Below are 21,582 nucleotides of genomic sequence, written 5' to 3'. Positions count from 1 at the left end.
CCTTATGATTCTTCGACAACCGTTGGGCGCAGTTTTGCCCAGGCATAGAAAACGATTGCAAAGAGAAGCAGGGCTATGCCGCTGTACAGGTTATACATCGGCTCTTTGGCAACACTGGTCTCCGGGTTAACTCCAGGATCGAGGAACAGCCACGACAGCAGCAAAATGATGCCGTAAAGACCAAGCAGCGCCCCAATGACATTGCGAATGTCAAAGGCACCTGCTTTCTTATTACCGGTGCTGATAGTCGCTTCTACAGTTGAATTGTTGTGTGTCCGTGACATGATTTCTCACTAGCTCCTATGCGAAAACGATGTTAAGAACTACGGCCATCACCAGGCACAAAATACCCAGCGGAACAGTTCGCTGTAACAATGGCAGCTCTGCCTCAGCAGCGTCTGTGAAGTGAGCCTTCGGCGTGACGGACTTGACGAAGCCCACCAGCTCCTCATCGGGTTTCGGCGTTGTCATGAGCGAAACGACCACAGCCACCACAATATCGACGACGAATGCCACGGAGGCGGCAGCGAACGCAGTGCCTTGCCCCGGCAGCTCAAAGATGGTTGCGCTTGCCGACGTGAACTCGGAGATGTACCAGTACAAAATCGCAGCACCCGTTCCTGCGAGCAGAGACGTCCAACCTGCTGTCGGCGTCATGCGCTTCCAGAACATACCGATAAGGAAGGTAGCGAACAACGGTGCGTTGAAGAAGCCGAATAGCGTCTGCAGGTAGTCCATGACGTTGCCGAAATTATCGGCAATCAATGCGGTGAACACTGCGATGCCGGTCGCGCCAATGGTAGCGATACGACCAACCTTGAGGTAGTAATCATCTGCTCGATTTTTGACGACGTAGGTCTGCCAAATGTCGTAGCTAAAGACTGTGTTGAACGCGGAGATATTCGCCGCCATACCTGCCATAAAGGCTGCTAGTAGCCCTGCAATAGCGATGCCCAGCAGGCCGTTGGGAAGCAAATCTCTCATTAGGTACAGAATTGCGTCGTTAGGCTTGGCAGTCTGATCCATGATGGGTGCGACAGTCGCGCCGGCGATCATGCCCGGCAGCACCACGATGAACGGAATGAACATCTTTGGAAACGCGCCGATAATTGGAGTCTTGCGTGCGGCCGACAGCGAATCGGCTGCCATGGATCGCTGAACCTCCACGAAGTTCGTTGTCCAATAGCCAAAGGACAGCACGAATCCCAAACCGAATACCAATCCGATGACTGAAACTACCGGGTTGTCAAAACCAGAAATATCCGTGCCCGGCCAGGTGTGGAAGTGCGATTCAGTGGCAACTTTTTCCTTAAGCCCCGACCAGCCGCCGACGCTGTGCAGACCGATTAGAGTCAGTGGCATTAGAGCTGCGACAATCACGAAGAACTGAAGTACCTCGTTGTAAATCGCTGCGGACAGTCCGCCCAACGTGATGTAGGACAGCACAATGACTGCAGCGACGACCAATGTCAGCCACAGTGGCCAGCCGAGTAGCGCATTGACCACTTTGGCCAGCAGCAAAAGGTTGATACCCGCGATGAGCAGCTGCGCGACGGCGAATGAAATCGCGTTGACAAGGTGCGCTCCGGGACCAAAACGACGCAGCATGAATTCTGGTACTGAGCGAACCTTGGAGCCATAGTAAAAGGGCATCATGACAATGCCCAGGAACACCATGGCGGGAACCGCACCAATCCAGAAGTAGTGCATGGTCTGGAAACCGTATTCCACACCATTTGCGGACATACCGACGATTTCCACTGCGCCTAGGTTGGCTGAGACGAACGCCAACCCTGTCACCCAAGCCGGCAGTGAGCGCCCAGAGAGGAAGAAGTCAATGGAGCTGGACACTTTGGCTCGTGCAGCCCAGCCAATGCCTAGGACGAATAGGAAGTATAGGGCAACAATGGAGTAATCCACCCATGATGCCTCGAGCCGTAGGGCTGATTGCGCCACTATCACGACGGCCTCCTCACAATTAGGGAGTCAAAACGTATTCAGGAAATGCACGAATTGGGATTTCTTTTTCTCGGCACCTGGCTGGTGCACGCCCATCAAGGCCGTGAAAGTGGCTCGACCTACCCCGAAGTGTGGGGCCAGATAGCCACTATCCGGAACAAAAGGAAGACCTATTCTTTTACATTCGTCCCCAAGTGTATTTTCCATTCTTAATTCCAGGTGAATTAATTAAGAAGGTTTTAACCCGATTGAGGGGGCTGCACTCTTCTGCGCTGGGAAAACTATTTTCCGCCCGTTTCCGCGCGCAGTCCCATGGCAAGAGTTGTTGTCTCTCCAGCCTGAACTCGCAGCAAACCGGTACCGGAGCGTAGCGCATCCGGCGGACATGTCATTGGCTCCACCGCAATCGCATTCCCGTGCCCAGGAAATCCTTCTCGTCGTCCAGCGTCGGCAACATAGACCTGGAAGAAGCGGAATTCATCATCGGCCCAGAGCACAGCACCCTTGCCATTTGGTCCAACCAAATGTGCTTCACGACGGCACGGTGAGTGACTCCCCGCTGCCTCCGCGGCAGCAAAGAAGCAGTGATCCAGCCACAGTCCATCCAGGGATACCCCCTCTCGAAGGCTGGGAACCACTGTCTCCGCTGGCACCGCTGGGCCGGCGGGCAAGTTTCGAATTGGCTCCAGTGGCAGGTTGTTATCAACGGGCAACCGTAGTGTGCAACTGCCGAAGTCAGCGCCCAACGCGCTTAAATAGGGATGCCAGCCCAGACCAAACGGGCACTCCCTATCGCTGCGATTATGCACTGTGAACTCCGCCGATAGGCCATCTGCAGACGTGACTTGCCAGCGCACGGTCATACCGAGTTCCCAAGGCCAGCCCGGTTGCGGCTCAACTTCCACGCCCAAGGTGACGCTGCTGTCATCAGAATCGACCACAGACCAAACGCGATCTGCAACAAATCCGTGAATAGCATTCGCCCGGGACGGCTCCGAAATATCTAGTCGATGGACTTCCCCATCAAAGATGAATACTCCGTCAGCGACCCTGTTCGGCCACGGAGCCAGGAGCGTACCTGCGGACAACGGTGGATTGAACCCTTTGGGATAGTCAGTCAGCAGTGGCAGGCCACAGTACTCCAGTGATCTCGGTCCACCACCGAACTGGGAAATACTTGCGACATAGCCACCGGCCGCAATGTCGATGAATTCATGATCGTGCGCGACAAGTTGCATGCGCAAATTACCTTCCACGTGGGTTCGAAAATTAATCCCTTCGAAACCCGAGATTAACCCAAAACAAAAGCGCGGTTAGGTCAATTTGTGACCTAACCGCGCCATCGCTACACGCGTTGTTGGAGGCTACCTAAAGCACATCCTCCGTCGCCAAGCATTAATCGTCTTCGACCGGAACCAGCGAGATCTTGCCGCGGTTGTCGATATCAGCGATTTCGACCTGAATCTTGTCGCCGACATTGATGACATCCTCGACCTTCTCGATGCGCTTGTCGCCACCGAGCTTGGAGATGTGGATCAGACCGTCACGGCCCGGAGTCAGGGAGACAAAAGCACCGAAAGCGACAGTCTTCACGACAGTGCCCAGGTAGCGTTCGCCGACCTTCGGCAGCTGCGGGTTAGCAATGGCATTAATCTGCTCGATTGCAGCGTCCGCGGCCTTACCGGAAGTTGCCGAGACAAATACGGTGCCGTCGTCCTCGATAGAGATATCAGCACCGGTTTCCTCGGTGATGCCGTTGATGGTCTTGCCCTTCGGACCGATGAGCTCACCGATCTTCGAAGCCGGAACCTTAACGGTGGTGATCTTCGGAGCGAGACCACTCATCTCGTCCGGAGACTCGATGACCTCAGCCATGGTGGACAGGATGGCCAGACGTGCATCACGAGCCTGGGACAGAGCATCGGCCAGAACCTTCGACGGAATACCGTCGAGCTTGGTGTCCAGCTGCAGTGCGGTAATGAAGTCCGCAGTACCAGCGACCTTGAAGTCCATGTCACCGAATGCGTCTTCGGCACCGAGAATATCGGTCAGTGCGACGAAGCGGTTCTCACCGTCAACCTCGCCGGAAACCAGGCCCATGGCGATACCGGCAACCGGAGCCTTCAGCGGCACACCGGCGTTGTACAGCGACAGAGTCGAAGCACAGACCGAGCCCATGGAGGTCGAACCATTGGATCCAAGAGCCTCGGAGACCTGGCGAATGGTGTACGGGAATTCCTCGCGGGACGGCACGACCGGCAGCAGAGCGCGCTCAGCCAGTGCCCCGTGACCAATCTCGCGGCGCTTCGGAGAGCCAACACGACCGGTCTCGCCGGTGGAGTACGGCGGGAAGTTGTAGTGGTGGATGTAGCGCTTGGAGGTAACAGGAGTCAGCGAGTCAATCTGCTGCTCCATCTTCAGCATATCCAAAGTGGTGACACCCAGAATCTGGGTCTCGCCGCGCTCAAACAGCGAAGAGCCGTGGGCACGCGGAATCAGACCGACCTCAACGCCCAGGTCACGAATGTCGGTGACACCGCGACCATCGATGCGGAAGCCCTCAGCCAGAATCTTCTCACGGACAATCTGCTTCATCACTGCGTTGTATGCAGCGCGAATCTGCTTAGATGCAGCTTGCTCGTCGACATCATCGGATACGAAGCGCTCCAGCAGCTGCCCCTCGACGTCCTCCATGTACTCATTGGTGGCGTCATCTCGTTCCTGCTTACCCGGAATGGTGAGCAGCTTGGCCAGCTTCTTAGCGGACTTCTTCTCGACTGCGTTAAAAATCTCATCGCTGTATGCCGGGAACAGCGGGAACTCCTGCGTTTCCTTCGCTGCGCGCTCAGCCAGACCCTTCTGTGCCTCACACAGAACCTTGATGTGCGGCTTTGCTGCCTCGAGGCCAGCGGCGACGATGTCCTCGGTCGGCGCCGGTGCACCGTCAGCAATACGCTTGACGACGGTCTCCCCTGCTCCGGCCTCCACCATCATGATGGCGACATCTTCGACGTTCTTGCCGCGACGCTTGCGGGTGACGATACGGCCAGCGACGACCATCTCGAACAGAGCCTGCTCGTGCTGCTCCTCGGTCGGGAAAGCGACCCATGCACCCTCTGGGTGCTTGTCATCAGCAACAAGCGCGATGCGGACGCCACCGACAGCGCCGGAGACCGGCAGCCCGGAAAGCTGAGTTGCAGCTGACGCGCCGTTGATTGCGACAACGTCGTAACGGTCCTTCGGATCCCAGGACATGACGGTGACAACAACCTGTACCTCGTTGCGCAGGCCCTTGACGAAGGTCGGACGCAGCGGACGGTCAATCAGACGACATGCCAGGATGGCATCGGTAGACGGGCGGCCCTCACGGCGGAAGAACGAACCCGGAATCTTGCCCGCAGCGTACATACGCTCTTCAACGTCGACGGTCAGCGGGAAGAAATCAAAGCCCTCGCGGGGCTGGTTGGAAGCGGTGACGGTGGACAGGAGCATGGTCTCCTCGTCCAAGTAGGTGGTCACCGAACCATCGGCCTGACGAGCCAGCTGGCCCGTTTCAAAGCGAATGGTGCGGGTGCCGAAATCACCATTGTCGATGGTGGCAACGGCCTCGGTAATACCGAAATCCTCATCAAAGAAAAATTCAACAGCCTTGCTGTTGGCCATAGGTTTCTTACTCCTAGAAATAGCGGCGATCATCGATGTCGCCTGTAAAAGATCGAATGAACTTCGTTTGCGTCACGCATTCTACCAGCTAACGCGGAAAGTTCTCGTATTGGACGGATCGGAGATCTCTCACTGCATCTGGGTTCTTGCACCTACGCGGGGTTCTAGGAGTTTGCGGGGCGGGGGGCACTTATCGATGACTTTTCTTGACTCATCGATGGTTTACCGTGTCTTATCGACGAATTACCGTGTCTTATCGATGGTGCCCCGGCACTTATGCGCACGCTTTCGATCAGCCCCTCCACCTGTCGATGAGGTATTCACTTGTGGCCACGCTACAGCGCATCGATGAGTGAATACCACAACGACAAGTGATCAAAAAAAAGACCCGCCGTGAGCTTCCATCCAATGGAAACCCAAACGGCGAGTCTAAAAAGCTTAAAAGCCTTGAATTAACAGAGCAACTTACACCAATGAAGCTCTGACAAACAGGACCTTAAGGAGAACCTTAGCGACGCAGACCCAGGCGCTCGATCAGCTTACGGTAGCGCTCAACGTCGTTGTCCTGCAGGTACTGCAGCAGGCCCTTGCGGCGACCGACCAGCAGCAGCAGACCACGACGGGAGTGGTGATCGTGCTTGTGGAACTTCAGGTGCTCGGTCAGCTGACGAATACGTGCGGTCAGCAGTGCAACCTGAGCCTCCGGGGAACCGGTGTCGGTCTCGTGCAGGCCGAACTCCTTGAGAATCTCAGCCTTTTCTGCAGTGTTCAAAGCCATGTAAATCTAACTCCTTGAATCAAATTATGGTCGTTTTTTCAGTCCACATTCTCGGCTTTCCCGGAACCAAACAGCGTCTGGCAACTGGTTCCTCGCAACTGCTTGTGGACCGCAGTCACAGCCGACGTTTTACTTTAACAGCTAATCGGTCTTAGCCAAAATGGCTTCGGTGTCTGCCACGTCCTGGTTCATCCGGTCAATGAGCTCCTCGACCGAGTCGAACTTCTCCATGCCGCGAATCCGGTCGACAAACTCAACCTGCCCAGCGGTGCCGTAGAGGTCCGCATGACGGTCAATCACGTAGGCCTCGACCGTTCGATCAGTGTCTCCAAAGGTCACATTAGTGCCCACCGACACGGCCGCTGGGTAGCGCACCCCAAACTCGATATCGCCCTTCGGGTCCGGCTCCGGGCGGGCTGCCGTCGGCTGAACCGTGAACCATGCCGCGTAGACACCATCAGCCGGGATTGCCAGGCCCTCAGCGAAGTCAATATTGGCGGTCGGAAAGCCCAGCTGCGCTCCTCCACGCCCCTGACCTGGAAGAACATCACCATCGACACGGTAGAAGTACCCGAGACACGAGGCGGCTGCGGACACCGCACCGTCGGCAAGCAAACCGCGAATACGTGTCGACGAAACACGTTCGGTCGAGTCCGCGGCAGTGACGTCGAGAAGGTCGACGATGGTGACGTCGACCCCACACTTACAGCCGTGCTCCGGCATAGTCTCGGCGGTACCTGCGGCCTTCTGCCCATAGGTGAAGTTCTGGCCAACGAAGACGGCCTGTGCATTCAGCTTGTCGCGGACAACGGTGCGTACAAAGTCTTCTGCGGGGATGCTGGAGAAGTTCTTGTCGAAAGGCACGACAAGCATGGCATCGATTCCCTCCGCTTCTGCCAGCTCGGCGCGACGGGACACGGTGGACAGTGCCGGCGGCACCTTATCCGGGGCAAACAGCGCTACGGGATTGGGATCGAAAGTCATCAACAGCGACTTCACGCCACGAGCGCGAGCGTCACTGACCGCAGCAGCTATCAGGCGCTTATGCCCAAGATGAATACCATCGAACACTCCGATGGTTACGACCGTGTCCCCCAGGTCTTCGGGTGCATTGTCCAAGCCATACCAAATCTCCACAAAGAGCCAGTGTAACTGGTCACCGTTTAACACACCGCATATAGCGCAACATAGGATTGCGTCTATGACCGACTTCGATCCGATTGCAGACTCCGGCATTGTTATCGTCGACAAGCCCCAAGGCTGGACAAGCCACGATGTAGTGGGCAAACTCCGTCGCATCTTCCGCACCAAGAAGGTCGGCCACTCCGGTACCCTCGACCCAATGGCCACCGGTGTGCTCGTCCTCGGCATCGGCCGCGGCACCCGTTTCCTGCCACATGTCCACGCCGACACGAAGTCCTACCAAGCCACCATTCGACTCGGCGCTGCCACGCTTACCGACGACGCCGAAGGCGAGTTGCTCTCCGAATCCTCGGCGGCATCGGTGACTGATGAAATGGTTCGAGCGGAAATTGCGAAGTTCACCGGCACAATCATGCAAAAACCCGCGGCGGTATCAGCGGTGAAGATTGACGGTGTCCGCGCCTACGAGCGCATCCGCCGTGGTGAGAAGGTCGATATCCCTGCGCGCCCAGTGACGATCACCCGCTATGAGGTTCTGGACATCCGCCACGACTCCGATCCTTCGCGCCCCGGGGAGTGCATCGATATCGACGTGGAGGTCGACTGCTCTGCCGGCACTTTCATCCGCGCCCTAGCTCGTGACTTGGGGGATGCACTGAGAGTCGGTGGTCATCTCACTGCTCTGCGGCGTACTGCCGCCGGCGTTTTCACTATTGATGAGGCGTTGACTATCGACGAGCTCACGGCGAAGGCCGAGCAGTTCGACACCGCCCATCCAGAAATTGCGGAGATGCGACGCCCAGTCCCGGAGCGCGCCGCTTCCTTGCTGCCGATGAGTCTGGACGAGGCCTGCCTGCGTTGCTTTGATACCCGCGAAATTACTGAACAGCAGGCGGCTGATTTGGCTCAGGGCAAGTGGCTGGAGCCGATCGGAAAACCTGGAGTCTATGCGGCGGTGTCACCAACGGGAAAGGTTCCGGCGCTGCTCACAGAATCTGGCAAACGGGCTAAGACGGTCTTCGTGGTGCGCCCGGCCACGCTGTGACTACCTCTCAAGGATTTTAAGACTGCTCGAGCCACACCGCGGTTGCAACGATGCCTGCACCGCGAGCCCAGAAGCCTTTTACTCCGCAGAAGGCGTCGGGAATCTCACGGTGAAACGTTAGCTGTAAAGGTCCGCCTGTGAGTCCTCGGGAAAAACCTCGCGCTGCTATCCGTTTCTTTCGCAGTTGGACGGAGACTTCGTCGAAGTCTAGCCACTGCCCGACTATCGGCTCCCAGAGTTTGTACATTGATTCCTTGGCGCTAAATTGCACCAGCGGGTCAAGGCGTGCTTCGTCAGTGCGCAAGACTGCCTCGATGATTCCTAACTCTAGAGTCTGCTCGACCTCGACATCGATGCCAATCCCCTGCAGCTGTTCAGCGCTCGCGGACACGGCTGCCACGGCCCCGTCGCAATGGCTAATTGACCCCACGACTCCTCGCGGCCACAGCGGCGCTCCGGTGGTCGACATGCCAATCCCATGTGGGGCAGGCTCTCCTAGCCGTTGCACCGCCTCATGCGCAGCGAGGCGCCCTCGGGTGAAATCACGGATTCGAACAGGTGCTGCACTATCAGACAGCCTCAACTCAGCGCTACGGAGCTGCTGCAATTCCGCATCACTAAACGGACGCTCGGCATTGGAGTCAATAACCAGCCGGCTACCGGCGGGCAAATGCCTGGCCAGATACTCCTGGACGTCGGCAAGCACACTCATGCGCTGATGCCGTACCATTTCTCTCCACGGAAACGGGTAGCGACAAAGATTAGTCGCAGAATCATGAAGGCCAAGAGACCGCACCACACGCCGGTCAGCCCCCAGCCAAATGCCTGCGCCAGCCAGACCGGTGGGAGGAATCCGCACAGGACCGCGCTAACGGTGGCGTTACGGAGGAAGGCTGCGTCGCCGGCGCCGAGCAACACGCCATCGAGCGCGAAGACGACACCGCCGATAGGAATCATTGCGACAAGAATCCACCATGGTCCGGCGGTGACTGCGTCAATCACGCCTGTTGCGTCGGTAAAAATGCGGACGATGCTGGCATTACCTACTGCGAAAACAGCCGCTAGGCCGAGGGCAATGACGCTTGACCAGACCGTCACGCGCTTGCCAGTCCAGCGGGCAACGGCCGTGGAGCTACCGCCCAACGCTGCACCGACGAGCGTCTGTGCAGCAATCGCTAGCGAGTCGAGCACCAACGAAATCAGGTTCCACAGTTGCAGCATGACCTGGTGCCCACCGAGCGTGGTCGGCCCAACGCGGCCAGCAACCGCTGCGGCGGAGAGGAACGCTACCTGGAAGGACAAGGAGCGAACGATGAGATCGCGGCCGAGGACCAGCTGGCTTTTGATAATGGCGCCATTCGGGCGCATGGAAAGCTTGCGGCTAGAGCACTCTTTGAAAAGACTGCGGAGGAACAGTCCGCCGGTAATCAATTCGCCGAAGAGAACGGCCAGCGCAGAGCCCTCGAGGCCGAAGGCGCGGACCAGCGGCACAATCACAATAGCGGCCGGAACAAGGCCTGAGAGCACAAATAGCAGCGGCGCGCGGGTGTTTTGGATACCGCGCAACCAACCATTTCCAGCCTGCGCAATCAACGTCAGCGGAATGGCGAAGGCAGCAACTCGCAACCACTGCCCGGCATCATGAGCGACCTCCGGATGAGGAGCTAACCAACCGGTAAATACTGGTGCCAACCCCACGATGATGGCAAAGAGGCTAAGGCCCACAAAGATGGCGACCCACGTCGCTTGCAATCCCTCTTCAACCGCCTCGTCCACGTTGCCCCTGCCAAAGGCTCGCGCTGATCGGGCGGTCGTGCCGTAAGCCAAGAAAGTGAGCTGCGTAGTTACCACGGAAAATACCGTCGAACCAGCGGCAAGCGCCGCAAGCTGGACAGCTCCAAGCCGACCAATGACAGCCGTATCCAGCAGCACATAGAGTGCGGGCGCGGCAAGAACACCCAACGCTGGCAGCGCCAGCGAAACGATTGCGCGAAGGCTGACATCTGACTTCGCACTGTGCCCGGTTCGCTCTATGCCAGTTTGCTCAATCTCAGTGCGCTCCTGAGTTTCTCGCGAGTCCGACAATCCCCTAGGCCTCGCTCGTTCCTCGGCGTGCCTGGGCTGCGACATCGCTGGTGTCCAGGATGGCCTGCAGCAGCTCATCCTTGCTGCACTCCCGAGTCAGACCGGCGGCACGCTCGTGGCCACCGCCGCCAATTTCCAGGGCGACCTGGGAGACATCGACAAGCTCGCGAGAACGCAGCGAGACGGCCCACTGGTTTGGCTCATACTCCTTAAGCACGGCACAGACGTCGGCCGCATTAGTCGTACGCACAATGTCCACGACCGATTCAATCTCATCGTGGCCAACTTCGGCGGTCTGGTCGTGCTCAATGACGACGTGGATTAGGCCAGCGCCGTCGCCCCACTCGGGCACCAATGTCGCGGTGGAAAGCACCTTGCCCAGGAATGGAAGGTAGGCAAACGGATGTTCTTCCAGCAGCTGTGCACCAATCGTGCGCGGATTGAGCCCCTTATCCAGCAGGCGCGCCGCTGCAGTGTGCATGCGGGAATGGCCGAACTGGAACGATGCGGTGTCCGTCAACAGCCCTGCATAGAGAGCATGAGCCATCGGCGTGGTCAGCTTGATACCCCAGACACCAAAGAAGTCCAGGAGCACCATGGTCGAGGACTCTGCGCGTTCGTCAACCATGTTGACGGACCCAAAGCGAGTGTTGGTCGCGTGATGGTCAACATTGATAACGCGGTCGGAGGCCATCACGCGATCTTCCAGCGCACCGAGGCGCCCCGGGCTTGCGCAGTCGACAGTCACCCACGTGTCAATGTCTTCATCCAAGTCCGTGTACTCGACAAATCGCTCCCATCCGGGGATGGTCAACAGCGACTTGGCTGGCAAATCGCTCTCACCGTAGCTGGCTACAGCCGAAATGCCACGCTGTACAAGTGCCATGACCATCGCAGATGCAGCACCAATCGCATCCGCATCGGGGTGAACATGGGCAATGACGCCGACCTTCTTGGCGTCGGCAAGCATATCCTGCATCTGCTGAATCGGCTTGGACATGCGGCGATTAATCGCCTGGGAAAGCTGGTGAGCTGCCTGCTCCTGAGCCTGCGGAGAAGTGGTCACGTGGGTGCCCCTTTCATCGATAGATGTGGCCGGTGGAGAGTTTTACTCCTCGTCGCGGTATGGGTTGGCATCGCCTGCGGGCTTTGCGTTTCTAGCCTGCTCAGCCAATTCCGCGTCGCGCGCGCGAGTCTTATCGAGCAGCTCCTCAAGGTGCGCGGAAATCTCCGGCACCGTGTCAACCTCAAAAGCCAGCGTCGGTGTGTAGCGCACACCGGTGCCACGACCGACCAGGGAACGTAGCTGCCCCTTCGCCTTTTCCAGCGCTGCTGCTGCCGACTCGTAGTCCGGTTCCTCGTCGAGCGTACGTCCGCGCACAGTGTAGAAAACTGTGGCGTCGTGCAAATCGCCGGTGACGCGGCAGTCGGTGATAGTCACAAACTCCAGCCGCCGGTCCTTAATCTCACGCTCAATTGCGCTGGCGACAATCTCCTGAATACGCTTGGACAGCCTGCGCGCGCGTGCTGGATCTGCCATTTTTGGCTACTCCCTATCTATCTCTACCTGTGCGTAACGATTCGTAGCTAGACCCCATTTAGCGTGGGGCCTGAAGTGCCCCTTCGCTGACAAAGACCCATTTGGGATCCGGCAAAACGGTTCAATACAAAGGACTGCTAATACTAACACGCAAAACACTACTCAACTTCGAACCGCATGTTTCGCGACTTCGCCCGCACCCGTTTACCGAGTGCAGTCAATTGCTTCGCCGCACGCTCGCCCTTTGTTATTAACCCATTAATCATCACGACAACACTGCCACCACCATCGATGTCATCGACGGCATGGGGAGTCGCTACTACGGAATTGCGCAGCTGAAACGCAGCCTACCCGTACGCTCTTAACGGCGCTCCACGAAGTTGTACATCGGTAACCCATTAACATGGGAGCAGTCAGGCAGTGAATCCATCACACTATCCTGCAATGGTGTTTCTCCCTCGATGCCGAAAATCCATTTAACCGCAGCATTACCTAGCTCCAGCGGATGGAAAAGGTAACTTACCTCACCATTTTTATCCTTGGGCGCCACACTGCCATGGGTTTGTTCCCATTCAGCCACATCCGTCGGATGTAGTACCTCGACGTGTTCACCGTTAGCGAACGGTACCTCAAAATCCAACAGTCGTCCAGAGCTGAAAAACCGCTGCATGTCAAAATCATAGTCTTCGCAGCTTGCTTCTAATTCCCTGGTAGGAGTCTTATAGTGGCAGAAATCGACAACACTATTGATGCACAGTGACCAACTTTCGCGAGGATCGTTCGCCAACGCTGGGTCCTCAATAAGGTCGTATACGTCGTCGGTCCCGAAAAGCAGCGTTGGCCCAAACGCTACCGCGTGGAAGTACCAATTATGACCATCCTCAATGGTTTCTTCGGAATCAAAGGCGAATTTCCCTGGCCAAATCTTGTCCAATTGCGCAAGAGTCTCCTCTGCGCTCGCAGGAGGATAATTCAAAATATTCGTTCGCGGCAGTTCATCTGAGAGTGCAAAGAGATTAGTTTTGAAGCCCATAACGAACACGATACGCAAAAAGGCGCTCCCCGAAGGGAGCGCCTTATCAAAGTTCACGCAGTGTTTAGCTTACGTTGCTACGTGCGCGGAACCTCGACCATCTCGTAGACCTCGATAACGTCGTCCACCTGGATGTCCGGGTAAGACAGCACCATACCGCACTCGTAACCGGCTGCGACCTCGGTAGCATCGTCCTTCTCTCGCTTCAGCGACTCGATAGTCGCCGAATCCGTAATGACGTTGCCGTCACGAACCAGGCGAGCCTTCGCGTTGCGGCGGACCTTGCCGGACTCGACCATACAGCCGGCGATGAGGCCAACTGCGGAGGACTTGAAGATGGCGCGAATCTCTGCACGACCAATCTCCTTCTCCTCGTAGACCGGCTTGAGCATGCCCTTCAGAGCAGCCTCAACATCCTCGATAGCACGGTAAATCACCGTGTAGTAGCGGATGTCAACGCCCTCAGCGTTGGCAACCTCTGTGGCCTTACCCTCGGAGCGAACGTTGAAGCCGATGATGACGGCGTCAGACGCAGCAGCCAGCGTGACGTTGGTCTGAGTAACAGCACCGACACCACGGTCGATGATGTTCAGTGCGACCTCGTCGTCGACCTCGATCTTGAGCAGGGCTTCTTCCAGTGCCTCGACGGTACCGGCGTTGTCGCCCTTCAGGATCAGGTTGAGGGTGTTGGTCTCCTTCAGGATCTCGTCCAGGTTCTCCAGGGAGACGCGCTTGCGACGACGTGCTTGCAGCGCATTACGACGACGTGCGTCGCGGCGGTCTGCAATCTGGCGGGCCGTACGATCCTCGTCAACAACCAGGAGGTTGTCACCAGCACCCGGTACGGAGGTCAGGCCGAGCACCTGAACCGGACGGGAAGGACCGGCCTCATCGACGTCGTTGCCGTACTCATCGACCATGCGGCGAACACGACCATATGCGTCACCGACAACGATGGAATCACCGACGCGCAACGTACCGCGCTGAACGATAACGGTTGCCACCGGACCACGGCCACGGTCAAGGTGAGCCTCAATGGCGACACCCTGAGCGTCCATATCCGGATTGGCGCGCAGATCCAGCGAAGCATCGGCAGTCAACAGCACTGCTTCGAGAAGCTGATCGATGTTGAGACCTTGCTTAGCGGAGATATCGACGAACATAGTGTCGCCGCCCCACTCTTCGTCAGTGAGACCGTATTCAGTCAGCTGACCACGAATTTTCTGCGGATCTGCAGTTTCTTTATCAATCTTGTTGACTGCAACGACAATCGGCACATCAGCGGCCTTGGCGTGGTTAATAGCCTCAACCGTCTGCGGCATGACGCCGTCATCAGCTGCAACAACCAGAATCGCGATATCGGTCGACTTGGCACCACGAGCACGCATGGCGGTAAACGCCTCGTGACCCGGGGTATCCAAGAAGGTAACCTTGCGCTTCTCACCGTCGAGCTCCACCGGCACCTGGTAGGCACCGATGTGCTGGGTAATACCACCGGACTCGTGGCCACCGACGTTGGCCTTACGAATCGTGTCCAACAGGCGCGTCTTACCGTGGTCGACGTGACCCATCACAGTTACCACTGGCGGGCGCTGCTCCAGGTCCTCATCGTCGCCCTCGTCCTCACCGAACTGGAGGTCGAAGGACTCGAGGAGCTCGCGGTCCTCATCCTCAGGCGAGACGACCTGGACCTTGTAATCCATCTCGTCGCCGAGCAGCTGCAGGGTCTCGTCGGAGACCGATGCAGTTGCCGTCACCATTTCGCCGAGGTTGAACAACGCCTGGACCAGCGATGCTGCATCGGCGTTAATCTTCTCAGCGAAGTCAGACAGGGATGCACCACGTGCGAGGCGAATGGTCGTGCCCTTACCGTTGGGCAGCTTAACGCCGCCTACCACGGATGGTGCCTGCATTGCCTCGTACTCGTTGCGCTTCTGACGCTTCGACTTACGTCCGCGACGCGGGGCGCCTCCTGGTCGCCCGAATGCACCTGCAGTTCCACCGCGACGTCCGCCGCGACCACCGCGCGGTCCGCCACCCGGGCCACCCGGGCCGCGACCACGGCCGCCGAAGCCACCGCCACCGCCACCGCGGCTTGCCTTTGCAGGCATCTGCCCCGGGTTCGGGTGCGAAGGCATCATTGCCGGAGTCGGACGATTGCCGCTCGGCTTATTACCGCGGCCCTGTCCACCCTGCGGGCGAGGGCCACCCTGGCGTGCTCCCGGTTTCGGGCCCGGACGGCCGTTTCCACCCTGCGGGCGAGGGCCACCCTGGCGTGCTCCCGGCTTCGGGCCCGGACGGCCGTTTCCACCCTGCGGACGCGGCATGTTGGACGGCCGCGGTGCCGGACGGGAGGATCCGCCGGTCGAGAATGGGTTGTTCGCCACACGCGGTGCGCGTGCGCCTGGCTTCGGCCCTGGCTTCGGGCCAGCAGGCTTCGGCGGGCGTGGCATTTCTTGTCCCGGCTTCGGCGAACGGGACGGTGCAGCTGGCTTGGCACCCGGCTTTGCCGCCGCTGGTGCAGCAGGCTTAGCGCCTGGCTTAGCTGCTGGCTTGGCACCCGGCTTTGCCGCCGCTGGTGCAGCAGGCTTGGCACCTGGTTTTGCAGCTGGCTTGGCACCCGGCTTTGCCGCCGCTGGTGCAGCAGGCTTAGCGCCTGGCTTAGCTGCTGGCTTGGCACCCGGCTTTGCCGCCGCTGGTGCAGCAGGCTTGGCACCTGGTTTTGCAGCTGGCTTGGCACCCGGCTTTGCCGCCGCTGGTGCAGCAGGCTTAGCGCCTGGCTTAGCTGCTGGCTTGGCACCCGGCTTTGCCGCCGCTGGTGCAGCAGGCTTGGCACCTGGTTTTGCAGCTGGCTTGGCACCCGGCTTTGCCGCCGCTGGTGCAGCAGGCTTAGCGCCTGGCTTTGCAGCTGGCTTGGCACCCGGCTTTGCCGCCGCTGGTGCAGCAGGCTTAGCGCCTGGTTTTGCAGCTGGCTTGGCACCCGACTTAGCAGCAGCCTTGGTAGTTGGGGCCTGGGCAGACGCGTCAGCACCTGCGCCAGCATTCTTCTCTTCGTAGACCTTCTTCATCTTCCTGACGACGGGTGGTTCCACCGTCGAAGAAGCGGTCTTAACAAACTCGCCCTGAGCCTTCAGCTCGGCGAGTAGTTCTTTGCTGGTGACCCCGAGCTGCTTAGCGAGCTCATGGACACGTAGCTTTCCGGACACTGCTCTCCTCACTAGTGGGGGCCGAGCAGCGCCCGATGGCGGATTTGTCCGCGCACCGAGAGCGCCTGCAGGGCTCCCTCTTATCTATTGCCGTTCATCGCTGATGCTTCATCGTGTGCTCATCAGTGTTCAGGTCTTTCTGTTGTCATTTTTCCTGCCTCCCTGCTTAGCGACACGCACATCGTCAGCGGGGGCGAAACCCTCCGCCGCTTCGTAGTGCGTGGCGATAAACTGTTTAACCGGAAACGCATCTACCTGCGTAGATACCTTCAGTGCGCGGCCAAATGCACGGCGCTTGTCGGCGATCTCCCAAGCCTTTAGTGTTGGGGTGATCCAGGAACCTCGCCCCTGCATCCGACGATGCGGATCAGCAACGACGGCTACTGAGCCATCTGAACGGGTGGTGGCGACAATGCGTAGCAGCTCCGAGCAATTGTGGCGCTGCTTAGTTGCAATACAGGTACGTGTGGGTGCAGGCGTATGAGTTGTCGAATTCGGGTTTAGCACCCGCGAAGTCGTCATACTCCTGACGCACCCACCTTCCTGCTAAGAAATTCAGCGCGAAAATTCGCATAGGAAAATCACGCCTTGTCGTTTGGCCACCTCCCAGCATAACCCGAAAAGGCGGAAAAGTGCCAACCCCCTAGGCACTTTCCCGCCACTTTCGCAACCGCTGGGACGCTGACGTTGTGTCTACTCCGCGTCGGAGTGGATATCGATTCGCCAGCCGGTCAGACGAGCCGCCAGACGGGCATTCTGTCCCTCCTTGCCGATAGCAAGAGAGAGCTGGTAGTCGGGCACCACAACGTGTGCACGGCGCTCGTCCATGTCCAGAATCTTGACACTAACTACCTTGGCGGGCGCCAGCGAGTTACCAACGAACTTCGCCGGATCCTCGTCGTAGTCGATGATGTCAATCTTCTCGCCCTTGAGCTCATTCATAATCGAGTTCACACGCTGACCGCGGGGCCCAATGCAGGCGCCCTTAGCGTTGAGGCCCTTGACCGTGGGGCGTACAGCAACCTTGGTGCGGTGACCGGCCTCGCGCGCAATGGAAATCAATTCCACTGCCCCATCGGCAACTTCCGGAACTTCAAGTTCGAAGAGCTTACGAATGAGCTCCGGATGCGTGCGTGACAGGTGAATCGCAACACCGCGCGGTGTCTTGTTCACACCGACGACGTAGCACTTGATGCGGTCACCGTGCTTGAGTTCCTCACCTGGCAGCTGCTCAGCCGGCATCAGAATACCGTCTCGGCCGTTGGCCTCCGAACCGATGTGGACGACGACAATGCCCTTTTCATTGGCATAGACATCGCGCTGGACCACGCCGGAAATGACCTGATTAGACAGGTCTGCGTATTCGTCGAGAACCTTATCGCTCTCCGCATCCCGCAGACGCGAAAGGATGGTCTGACGAACAGCGAATGCAGCGGTACGCTCGAAGTCCTCCGGAGTGTCGTCCCATTCGGAGATGAGATTGCCCTCGTCGTCTCGCTCCTGGGCAAAGACTATGACGTCACCGGTCTCACGGTCGATTTCGACGCGCGCATACTGTGCCGGTGCGGTGGTGTTACGGTAGCTTTCACGCAATGCTCGGGCGACCAGTCCCAGCATTTCGTCGACAGGAATACCCTTTTCCTTTTCCAAGGTTCGCAGGGCAGCTAGTTCAATCTTCACTTGTTATCCTCCAGCCTGGTCAAGGCATCGTCATAGTCTAGTCCCGCAAAATCCTTCTCGGCTGCGGGCGGATTAGAGAATTCAACTTGTACCACTGCACGGGCCACATTGGTTAATTGGACACGCTGGCCAACAGCCTTCAAACGTCCCTTTGGCCCCTTAGAGGTAACGAGAATGATGGATTCTTCATCCGGCGACAGCGCACCAATGCGGGCTGCAATCGCGGAACCGTCGGCAAGCGAAATCTCCGCAATACGACCACGGTTACGACGCCAGTGCCGAGGCTGGGTCAGCGGTGCGTCAATACCAGGAGTGGAAACTTCCAAGGTGTAGCCCTGAGCGCCGAAGTCCGCTTCACCACGTGCCTCCGCGGCATCCAGAGCCGAAGATACTTCATACGTGGCCTGTTCCAGAACATCGAGGTCAGGACGCTCATCTGCGTCAACTAACACAATGACCTGTGACTTTGCGCCGGCGCGAACGACCTTGACATCTTCCACATCCAGGCCGATTTGTGCGAGCGCCGGGCTCACAAACTGTTCAATTTTCTCGGGTGCGGGTATCGCCATAGTCGTAGAGTCTACAGGTCAAGTACTAGGAATTGCGCACCTGGGCGCTTTCCACATACCGCATTGACACAAAGTGCCGCCCGCCGTGGCACCATAGTGAGGTGATTGTTGAACCTCCCTCCCCCAGTTTTGCTTCCGCATCGCATCGCACTCGTACTCTCTCGCGCCGTGGCTTCCTCGCTGCTGCCCTCGCCGTGGGATCACTTCCTGCGCTTTCCGCGTGCTCGCATCTGGTGGCACCGCGCCCCGATTACGCCATTGAGGTTCTCCATGCGCTGGCGGCGCGCGATGCACAGTCGCTTAGCGACGCCAATCCTGACCTCGCAGCGGTGCGCTCCGCGCAGGTTACCGAACTGGATAAGGAAATCACACGCGCCTGCGGCACCCACAAGGACGGTAAACCTGTCGATGAATGTGGCTCGGACGTAGCAGTCCCAGGATCCCTGGTTACCGGTTCCGACGCGAAGCTACTGCTCACGGACTCGCGAAACAATCCCGTACTGACGAATGCCCTGGATTCACGCACTGCATTGCGGGAGGAGCACACTGCGCGCCTCGCCACGGCTGTCGATGGCGGTATCGTCCTCGCTCTGCGTGTTGCGGGCGCTGAGTGGGAGGAGCTTGTCCCATTGATTCCCAGTGACAGGGATGAAATCTCGGGTGCCGAAGAACAGATGACTAAGGCACTGCAAGCCGAATACATGATGATTTACGGTGTCGGCGTAGCCGCACCACGTGTCGGAGGCGATACCACTACTGCACTTTTGGCCCGTGGCGAGCGCCACCGAATTTTGCGCGATCGTGCCCGACTAATTTTGGAGGATTCCGACGTTGAGGTGCCGGAGAGCGCACCTGGCTATATGCCGGAAGGCGCTCCTTCGCCAGATACGGCACCCGTCGATTACATGATTGCATTGGAGCGCTATTGTGCCCAGGCGTGGGAAGACGTATTGCTCGCTGCTAATAACCCTCGGATGCGTATGTTCGCGCTGCAGGCAGCTGGCGTGGCTGCCGCCGGAGCGGCAGCGCTAGGTGGCAACAACTTGGAGCCGTTGCCCGGGCTCTAAGCCTTGCGAACCAGCTCCGCGACGTGAGCTGCAATGCCGTCAGCGGCGACCTCGTCGGTCTCGTTGGTCAGGCGGTTACGCAGCTCCACCTTGCCGTCCGCGTAGCCACGGCCAAAGATGACCACAAACGGCATACCCAGCAGCTCGGCGTCCTTGAACTTCACACCGGGGCTGACCTTCGGACGGTCGTCGAAAAGCACCTCAATGCCCTGCTGGCTGAGGTCTTCCGCCAGCTGTTCAGCGGCCTCAGCTGCTTCGGCGTTCTTGCCGGCCACAGCGATGTGAACCTTGTACGGTGCCGCGGCAACTGGCCACTTGAGGCCCTTTTCATCCAACTGCTGTTCCGCGAGGACAGCGACCAGGCGGGACACGCCAATGCCGTAGGACCCCATCGTCGGACGAGCACGCTTACCGTTGACATCGAGGATGTCGATTTCAAAGGCGTTGGTGTACTTGCGGCCCAACTGGAAAATGTGACCGATCTCGATTCCGCGCTCGATCTTTAGCGTGCCATGCCCCTCCGGAGCCGGGTCGCCGTCACGCACCTCTGCGACATCGCAAATACCATCAATCTGGAAGTCGCGACCAGCGACCACATCGACGATGTGCTTGCCTTCCTCGTTGGCTCCTGTAATCCAATTTGTGCCCTCCGCCACGCGGGGGTCAGCTAGGACCTTCACACCGCGATCGGCGAGCCCCTGCGGGCCGACGTAGCCCTTGATCAGGAAGTCATTGGCTGCGAAGTCCTTGTCCTCCAGCAAGCGCGCCTCACCCGGTTCAAATGCGACTTCAAGACGCTTTTCATCGACCTCACGGTCACCGGGAACCAGGATTGCGGTGAGCTGTTCCGGCAGGGCGTTGCCCTCCTTATCGACCTTCTTCGGGTCGACGGCGACGAGAACGCACTTCAAAGTATCGGCAGCAGTGACCTCGCGTCCGAGGTCCGCACCATTGGCCCAATCAACAAGTGCTGCGATTGTGGTGCAGTTCGGAGACTCGTAAACCTTCGCCTCCGGTTGTCCCTCAATCGGCTGCGGTTCAACTGCCGGAATCTTCACGGCTTCCACATTGGCGGCGTACTCACCGTCGGTGGAGACTACGAAGGAGTCTTCGCCACTTTCGCTAACAGCCAGGAACTCCTCGGAGGCCGAACCGCCCATAGCGCCGGAGGTGGCGTGGCAGATTTCGTACTTAATGCCCAGCCGGTCAAAAATTCGCTGGTAGGCACCGCGGTGCTGCTGATAAGAATTCTCCAGCCCCTCGTCGTCCATGTCGAAGGAATAAGAGTCCTTCATCACGAACTCGCGGCCACGCAGAATACCAGCGCGCGGGCGAGCCTCGTCGCGGTACTTGGTCTGAATCTGAAACAGCGTCGTCGGGAAATCCTTGTAGGAGCTGAAAAGATCCTTGACAGCCAGCGCGAACATCTCTTCGTGCGTCGGCCCCAGCAGGTAGTCCGCGCCCTTGCGATCCTTCAGACGGAACAGCTCGGGGCCGTATTCGGTCCACCGATTCGTCGCCTCGTACGGTTCACGCGGGAGCAGTGCAGGGAATGCCAGCTCCTGTGCGCCAATGCCTTCCATCTCCTCGCGCACAACCTTCTCTACGTTGCGCAGAACCTTCAAGCCCAGTGGCAGCCAGGAGTACACACCAGGGGCAGTTCGCCGGATGTAGCCGGCACGGACGAGCAGCTTGTGGCTAGGGACCTCGGCGTCAGCTGGATCCTCGCGCAGTGTGCGCAGGAACAGCTGGGACATTCGCGTAATCATGAATGCTGATTTTACCCGTCGATCATTCTTCGCAACATGCGGGGC

Annotated in this window: 18 protein-coding genes; 2 read left to right on the top strand and 16 right to left on the bottom strand. The window is 58.5% G+C overall.

From position 1 onward, the window contains the following. Nucleotides 1-2 precede the first annotated feature (2 nt). From ADB08_RS03400 to ADB08_RS03375, 6 genes are all read right to left on the bottom strand, one after another. Nucleotides 3-284 carry a hypothetical protein gene (locus tag ADB08_RS03400; RefSeq protein WP_049170832.1) on the bottom strand — a complete coding sequence of 94 codons (282 nt, stop codon included), beginning with the start codon at nucleotides 282-284 and terminating at the stop codon, nucleotides 3-5. A 16-nt stretch (nucleotides 285-300) separates the two neighbouring features. After that, nucleotides 301-1,962, bottom strand: coding sequence for a sodium:solute symporter family protein (locus ADB08_RS03395; RefSeq protein WP_172954607.1), 1,662 nt, complete (start codon nucleotides 1,960-1,962; stop codon nucleotides 301-303). Between the two features lie 278 nt (nucleotides 1,963-2,240). Beyond that, nucleotides 2,241-3,197 carry an aldose 1-epimerase family protein gene (locus ADB08_RS03390; RefSeq protein WP_049170826.1) on the bottom strand — a complete coding sequence of 319 codons (957 nt, stop codon included), beginning with the start codon at nucleotides 3,195-3,197 and terminating at the stop codon, nucleotides 2,241-2,243. A gap of 157 nt (nucleotides 3,198-3,354) precedes the next feature. After that, a complete protein-coding gene (locus ADB08_RS03385) occupies nucleotides 3,355-5,622 on the bottom strand; it encodes a polyribonucleotide nucleotidyltransferase (protein ID WP_048733516.1) in 2,268 nt (755 codons plus the stop codon). 508 nt (nucleotides 5,623-6,130) lie between these two features. Continuing rightward, the gene (gene rpsO / locus ADB08_RS03380) at nucleotides 6,131-6,400 is read right to left on the bottom strand and encodes a 30S ribosomal protein S15 (protein ID WP_016422594.1); all 270 of its coding nucleotides are present in this window, start codon (nucleotides 6,398-6,400) and stop codon (nucleotides 6,131-6,133) included. A gap of 141 nt (nucleotides 6,401-6,541) precedes the next feature. Then, entirely contained in the window at nucleotides 6,542-7,537 is a 996-nt protein-coding gene (locus tag ADB08_RS03375; protein WP_042388641.1) for a bifunctional riboflavin kinase/FAD synthetase, read from the bottom strand. Nucleotides 7,538-7,601: 64 nt separating this feature from the next. Between ADB08_RS03375 and truB the strand changes: the two genes are divergently transcribed. Then, complete coding sequence (gene truB / locus ADB08_RS03370) at nucleotides 7,602-8,588, top strand: tRNA pseudouridine(55) synthase TruB (RefSeq protein ID WP_016422592.1); 987 nt, start codon at nucleotides 7,602-7,604, stop codon at nucleotides 8,586-8,588. A gap of 16 nt (nucleotides 8,589-8,604) precedes the next feature. On the opposite strand, the gene ADB08_RS03365 is transcribed toward truB, so the two are convergent. The 9 genes from ADB08_RS03365 to rimP all read right to left on the bottom strand — a co-directional run bounded on the left by ADB08_RS03365 (nucleotide 8,605) and on the right by rimP (nucleotide 18,701). Next, nucleotides 8,605-9,318, bottom strand: a complete 714-nt coding sequence (locus tag ADB08_RS03365; RefSeq protein WP_049170823.1) for a 4'-phosphopantetheinyl transferase family protein — start codon at nucleotides 9,316-9,318, stop codon at nucleotides 8,605-8,607. Further along, the gene (locus tag ADB08_RS03360) at nucleotides 9,297-10,673 is read right to left on the bottom strand and encodes an MATE family efflux transporter (protein ID WP_080969546.1); all 1,377 of its coding nucleotides are present in this window, start codon (nucleotides 10,671-10,673) and stop codon (nucleotides 9,297-9,299) included. The genes ADB08_RS03365 and ADB08_RS03360 overlap by 22 nt, the downstream gene beginning before the upstream one ends. 4 nt (nucleotides 10,674-10,677) lie before the next feature. Continuing rightward, nucleotides 10,678-11,739 (bottom strand): DHH family phosphoesterase, encoded by a 1,062-nt coding sequence (locus ADB08_RS03355; protein ID WP_049170820.1) that lies wholly within the window; start codon nucleotides 11,737-11,739, stop codon nucleotides 10,678-10,680. Between the two features lie 42 nt (nucleotides 11,740-11,781). Continuing rightward, a complete protein-coding gene (rbfA, locus tag ADB08_RS03350; RefSeq protein WP_016422588.1) occupies nucleotides 11,782-12,213 on the bottom strand; it encodes a 30S ribosome-binding factor RbfA in 432 nt (143 codons plus the stop codon). A 361-nt stretch (nucleotides 12,214-12,574) separates the two neighbouring features. Next, nucleotides 12,575-13,303, bottom strand: a complete 729-nt coding sequence (locus tag ADB08_RS03345; RefSeq protein WP_048733528.1) for a hypothetical protein — start codon at nucleotides 13,301-13,303, stop codon at nucleotides 12,575-12,577. 20 nt (nucleotides 13,304-13,323) lie between these two features. Then, nucleotides 13,324-16,452: a translation initiation factor IF-2 gene (gene infB / locus ADB08_RS03340; protein ID WP_049170815.1), complete on the bottom strand. Its 3,129-nt coding sequence runs from the start codon at nucleotides 16,450-16,452 to the stop codon at nucleotides 13,324-13,326. 129 nt (nucleotides 16,453-16,581) lie between these two features. Next, nucleotides 16,582-16,974 (bottom strand): YlxR family protein, encoded by a 393-nt coding sequence (locus tag ADB08_RS03335; protein ID WP_049170812.1) that lies wholly within the window; start codon nucleotides 16,972-16,974, stop codon nucleotides 16,582-16,584. A 171-nt stretch (nucleotides 16,975-17,145) separates the two neighbouring features. Continuing rightward, complete coding sequence (nusA, locus tag ADB08_RS03330) at nucleotides 17,146-18,132, bottom strand: transcription termination factor NusA (RefSeq protein ID WP_016422584.1); 987 nt, start codon at nucleotides 18,130-18,132, stop codon at nucleotides 17,146-17,148. Then, entirely contained in the window at nucleotides 18,129-18,701 is a 573-nt protein-coding gene (gene rimP, locus ADB08_RS03325) for a ribosome maturation factor RimP (RefSeq protein WP_016422583.1), read from the bottom strand. Before rimP ends, nusA begins: the two co-directional genes overlap by 4 nt. Nucleotides 18,702-18,802: 101 nt before the next feature. Between rimP and ADB08_RS03320 the strand changes: the two genes are divergently transcribed. Next, complete coding sequence (locus ADB08_RS03320) at nucleotides 18,803-19,768, top strand: DUF4439 domain-containing protein (RefSeq protein ID WP_049189652.1); 966 nt, start codon at nucleotides 18,803-18,805, stop codon at nucleotides 19,766-19,768. Here the strand turns inward: ADB08_RS03320 and ADB08_RS03315 are convergent. Then, nucleotides 19,765-21,537, bottom strand: a complete 1,773-nt coding sequence (locus ADB08_RS03315) for a proline--tRNA ligase (protein ID WP_016422581.1) — start codon at nucleotides 21,535-21,537, stop codon at nucleotides 19,765-19,767. The two genes, ADB08_RS03320 and ADB08_RS03315, sit on opposite strands and share 4 nt — an antisense overlap. Nucleotides 21,538-21,582: the final 45 nt, after the last annotated feature.

Origin of the sequence: Corynebacterium sp. 239_CJEI (assembly GCF_001055995.1) — a bacterium.
In the GTDB taxonomy this organism is placed as follows: Bacteria; Actinomycetota; Actinomycetes; order Mycobacteriales; family Mycobacteriaceae; genus Corynebacterium; species Corynebacterium jeikeium_D.
Note: the sequence above shows the minus strand (reverse complement) of the source record. Positions and strands in the feature narration are given on the sequence as shown.